Genomic DNA, 4,010 nt, shown 5'->3' on the forward strand with positions numbered 1-4,010 from the left:
CGGCGTCGACGCGCCTACCGCGCCCCGCGTCCCGCGCCGAGCTCGCGGTCGCGGAAGAGCCACGGCATCCGGGGTTCCACCAGCGGGCGCGTGAGGCGCCGGATCGGGCGGCTCGACAGGGCTACCGCGATGACCACGCTCGCGACGGCGACCACCGCGATCCACAGCCACGACGGCTCGAGTCCCCGCAGCACGCCCGACTGGCGGAACGGATAGAGCACGAACGTGTGCAGCAGGTAGACGTACATCGTGTAGCGCCCGAGGTGCGTCCAGCGGGTCTCGCCGCGGGGGACGAGCAGCAGGAACGCCGTCATCAGGATGAGCGCCAGGGCGATGATCGCCAGCCGGATGCCGCCGGCCCACCACTGCGGGGCGTCGAGGTCGACATACGGATCGACGAAGAAGAACCACGTGCCCAGGCGCACGTCGCGCCACGTGTCGACGAACACGAGGGCGAGCGCGCCGGCGCCGGCGAGCACCGCACACGCGGCGATGCGCAGCCACACCGGTCGGGCGGCGAGCAGCCCCGTGCGCGCGACCACGTCGTGCTCGCGCAACCACCACCCGAGGGCGAAGAACGGCAGGAGGCCGAGGAAGCGCGACACGGAGAACGTCGAGTCGATGCTCGACAGGTACCCGGCGGCGACCGAGATCGCCAGGGCCCACACCACGGGTGCGCGAAGCAGCGCGAGGTACGGCAGCACGAGTCGGAACAACGCGAGGGCGAGCAGGAACCACAGGGTCCACGACGGTTGCGCCGGATCGAGGTTCGTTCTCCCCGTCACGAGGAACTGCGTGATCGTCCACAGCGTCTCGAAGATCAGGTACGGCGCGATGAGGTCGGTGAACAGGCGCGCCATGCGGCGCCGCGTCGGTTCGGCGGACGACGAGAAATAGCCCGCGATCAGCGCGAAGAGCGGCATATGGAACGCGTACACGAGCAGGTACAGCGCCTCGGCGGCATCCGAGTCGTAGGTCAGGCGTTGGATCGCGTGGCCGAAGACGACCAGCACGATCGCGGCGAAGCGGGCGTTGTCCCAGAACGGGGTGCGGGTTGTCGCGCGAGACGTCGCGTGGGGCGGGGTCATGGCATCCGTCATCCCCGGCGACGATAATCGCGGCGTGAGGGTGGGTCCACGGGGGTGGATTCGGGATGCCGATGAGGTACGGCGGAATAAACCTCGGCGTGGTGCGTTCCACCATGTATATTCAGATGCATACAAATAGGAGGCGCATCATGAGTGAGAACACCTGGTCCGGAATGCAGTTCGGCGTCATGACGGTGAGCGACATCACCCAAGACCCCACCACGGGCAAGACGCCGAGCGAGGCCCAGCGCATCAAGGACACCCTCACGATCGCCAAGCACACCGAAGAGGTGGGACTCGACGTCTTCGCCCTCGGGGAGCACCACAACCCGCCGTTCTGGTCGTCATCGCCCACGACGACGCTCGCGTACATCGCCGCTCAGACCGAGCGCCTCATCCTCACGACCTCGACCACGCTCATCACCACGAACGACCCGGTGAAGATCGCCGAGGACTTCGCGATGCTGCAGCACGTGTCGGGCGGCCGCGCCGACCTCATGCTCGGCCGCGGCAACACCGGCCCGGTCTACCCCTGGTTCGGCAAGGACATCCGTCAGGGCCTGCCGCTGACCATCGAGAACTACGACCTGCTGCACAAGCTGTGGCGCGAGGACGTCGTCGACTGGGAGGGCAAGTTCCGTACGCCGCTGCAGGGCTTCACCTCGACCCCGCGTCCGCTCGACGGCGTGCCGCCGTTCGTCTGGCACGGCTCGATCCGCACGCCCGAGATCGCCGAGCAGGCCGCCTACTACGGCAACGGCTTCTTCGCGAACAACATCTTCTGGCCCAAGGAGCACTACCAGCGCCTCATCACGCTGTACCGCGAGCGCTTCGCGCACTACGGTCACGGCACGCCCCAGCAGGCGATCGTCGGCCTCGGCGGGCAGGTGTTCATGCGGTCGAACTCGCAGGATGCCGTGAAGGAGTTCCGCCCCTACTTCGACAACGCCCCGGTGTACGGCCACGGCCCGAGCCTCGAGGACTTCAGCGAGATGACCCCGCTGACCGTCGGCTCGCCGCAGCAGGTCATCGACCGCTACGCCGCGATGCGTGAGACGTTCGGCGACTACCAGCGCCAGCTGTTCCTCATCGACCACGCCGGTCTCCCGACGAAGACGGTGCTCGAACAACTCGACATCCTCGGCTCCGAGGTCGTCCCGGTGCTGCGCAAGGAGCTGCAGGTGAACCGTCCGGCCGAGGTCCCCGACGCGCCCACGCACGCCAACCTGGTCGAGAAGATCTACGCCGGTGCCGCCCCGCGCCAGGCCGTTCCCGGCGCGAACCGCGGCGACAACATGGTCGCGGGCAGCCCGTACCAGGATGCCGCGCCTCGCTCGGGCAGCGCTTTCGGCGCGGCCGCGACGAAGGTGGGTGCCTGACATGTCCGCTCGCCGTATCGCGGTCGTGACCGCGGGCCTGTCGACCCCCTCGTCGACGCGCATGCTCGGTGACCGGCTCGCTCACGCGGCGCTCGCCGAGCTCCGCGCCCGCGGAATCGACGCGACCTCCGACGTGTTCGAGCTGCGCGACTACGCGCACGACCTCACCGACAATCTGCTCACCGGCTTCGCTCCGGCGCCGCTGGAGCAGATGATCAACACGGTCGTGTCGGCCGACGGCATCATCGCCGTCACGCCGATCTTCTCGACGAGCTACTCGGGACTGTTCAAGTCGTTCATCGACGTGCTCGACCCGCAGGCGCTCACCGGCACCCCGGTGCTGATCGGCGCGAACGCCGGTACCGCGCGTCACTCGCTCGCGATCGATTACGCGATACGTCCGCTGTTCACCTACCTGCACGCCAATCCCGTGCCGACCGGCGTGTTCGCGGCCTCCAGCGACTGGGGTGCGAACGCCGACGAGGTCGCCCCGCTCGGTTCGCGCGTCGAGCGCGGAGCCCGCGAGTTCGCGGATGCCATCGCCGCGCGTGAGCCCGTCCGCGACGCCGACCCGTTCGATCCCTCGTCGTACCTCGGCGAGGGCCGGTCGTTCGGCCACCTGCTGGGCGGTCTGTCGGGCGAGTGATCCCGTGATCGAAGCCCCGTCGCCCGTGTGGGCGGCGGGGCGTCATGCCGTGGGCCTATGTGCGTCGAATCGGATCGGTGCACCGGAATCGGACCACTCGGGCGCTGGCATCCGATTCCATTGCGTGGGTCCGAATCCGCTGTGCTCGGGCCGGTGACTCTAGGGTGGGGGCGACGAAAGGGAGCCGAATGGATGCCGCGCAGTGGGACGAGCGTTATCGCGCCTCCGCCGGGGGAGTCTGGGCCGCCGAGCCACCCGCCGCCGTACGGGAGATCCTCGCGGGCCTCGCGCCCTCGACGGCGATCGATGTGGCGACGGGTGACGGACGCACCGCCGTGTGGCTCGCCGAGCGAGGTTGGACCTGCACCGGCGTCGACTTCTCGGGCGAGGGCCTCGCGCTCGCCGCGGCCCGTCCCGGTGGCGACGCCGTGGCGTGGGTGCGCGCAGACGTGCACGAGTGGGAGCCCGCGGCATCCGTGGATCTCGTCGTGTCGTGCTACCTGCACCTGACCGACAGCGCGGCGGCCGTCGCGCGGATGGCGACGTGGGTGAAGCCCGGGGGTGCGCTCGTGGTCATCGGCCACGACGTCGAGAACATCGCGGCGGGCGGTCACGGACCGTCCGATCCCGCGATCCTGTACACGCCCGAGCTGCTGCGCGGCGCGCTCGACGAGAGGTTCCGCATCGAACGGTGCGAGCGCATCACCCGGACGAGTGCGGATGCCGAGCTGCGCGACGGGCACGCGGCCGCCGCGATCGACACGCTGCTGTATGCGGTGCGCGCGCGCTGATCGCTCGCGCGCTTCAGAGTGCCGCGCTCCAGAGTGTGGTGTCTGAGCCAGCGAGGTCCCTGAGCCGGCGCGAGGTTCCCGAGTCGGCGCGAGGTCCCTGAGCTTG

4 protein-coding genes are annotated in these 4,010 nt (G+C 69.5%); 3 read left to right on the top strand and 1 reads right to left on the bottom strand.

Going from position 1 to position 4,010, the window contains the following annotated elements; genetic code table 11:
• Positions 1-14: 14 nt before the first annotated feature.
• Positions 15-1,100 carry an acyltransferase family protein gene (locus tag P2P98_RS07745; RefSeq protein WP_275798731.1) on the bottom strand — a complete coding sequence of 362 codons (1,086 nt, stop codon included), beginning with the start codon at positions 1,098-1,100 and terminating at the stop codon, positions 15-17.
• Positions 1,101-1,237: 137 nt separating this feature from the next.
• Between P2P98_RS07745 and P2P98_RS07750 the strand changes: the two genes are divergently transcribed.
• From P2P98_RS07750 to P2P98_RS07760, 3 genes are all read left to right on the top strand, one after another.
• Entirely contained in the window at positions 1,238-2,467 is a 1,230-nt protein-coding gene (locus tag P2P98_RS07750; RefSeq protein WP_275798733.1) for an LLM class flavin-dependent oxidoreductase, read from the top strand.
• Position 2,468: 1 nt separating this feature from the next.
• Positions 2,469-3,113: a CE1759 family FMN reductase gene (locus P2P98_RS07755; protein ID WP_275798735.1), complete on the top strand. Its 645-nt coding sequence runs from the start codon at positions 2,469-2,471 to the stop codon at positions 3,111-3,113.
• 188 nt (positions 3,114-3,301) lie between these two features.
• Positions 3,302-3,904 carry a class I SAM-dependent methyltransferase gene (locus tag P2P98_RS07760; protein ID WP_275798737.1) on the top strand — a complete coding sequence of 201 codons (603 nt, stop codon included), beginning with the start codon at positions 3,302-3,304 and terminating at the stop codon, positions 3,902-3,904.
• Positions 3,905-4,010: the final 106 nt, after the last annotated feature.

Source organism: Microbacterium sp. Kw_RZR3, from assembly GCF_029222405.1.
Taxonomy (GTDB): domain Bacteria; phylum Actinomycetota; class Actinomycetes; order Actinomycetales; family Microbacteriaceae; genus Microbacterium.

Coding starts and splice junctions, on each gene's coding strand:
- P2P98_RS07745 (WP_275798731.1), bottom strand. CDS start 1,100: ATGACGGATGCCATGACCCCGCCCCACGCGACGTCTCGCGCGACAACC.
- P2P98_RS07750 (WP_275798733.1), top strand. CDS start 1,238: ATGAGTGAGAACACCTGGTCCGGAATGCAGTTCGGCGTCATGACGGTG.
- P2P98_RS07755 (WP_275798735.1), top strand. CDS start 2,469: ATGTCCGCTCGCCGTATCGCGGTCGTGACCGCGGGCCTGTCGACCCCC.
- P2P98_RS07760 (WP_275798737.1), top strand. CDS start 3,302: ATGGATGCCGCGCAGTGGGACGAGCGTTATCGCGCCTCCGCCGGGGGA.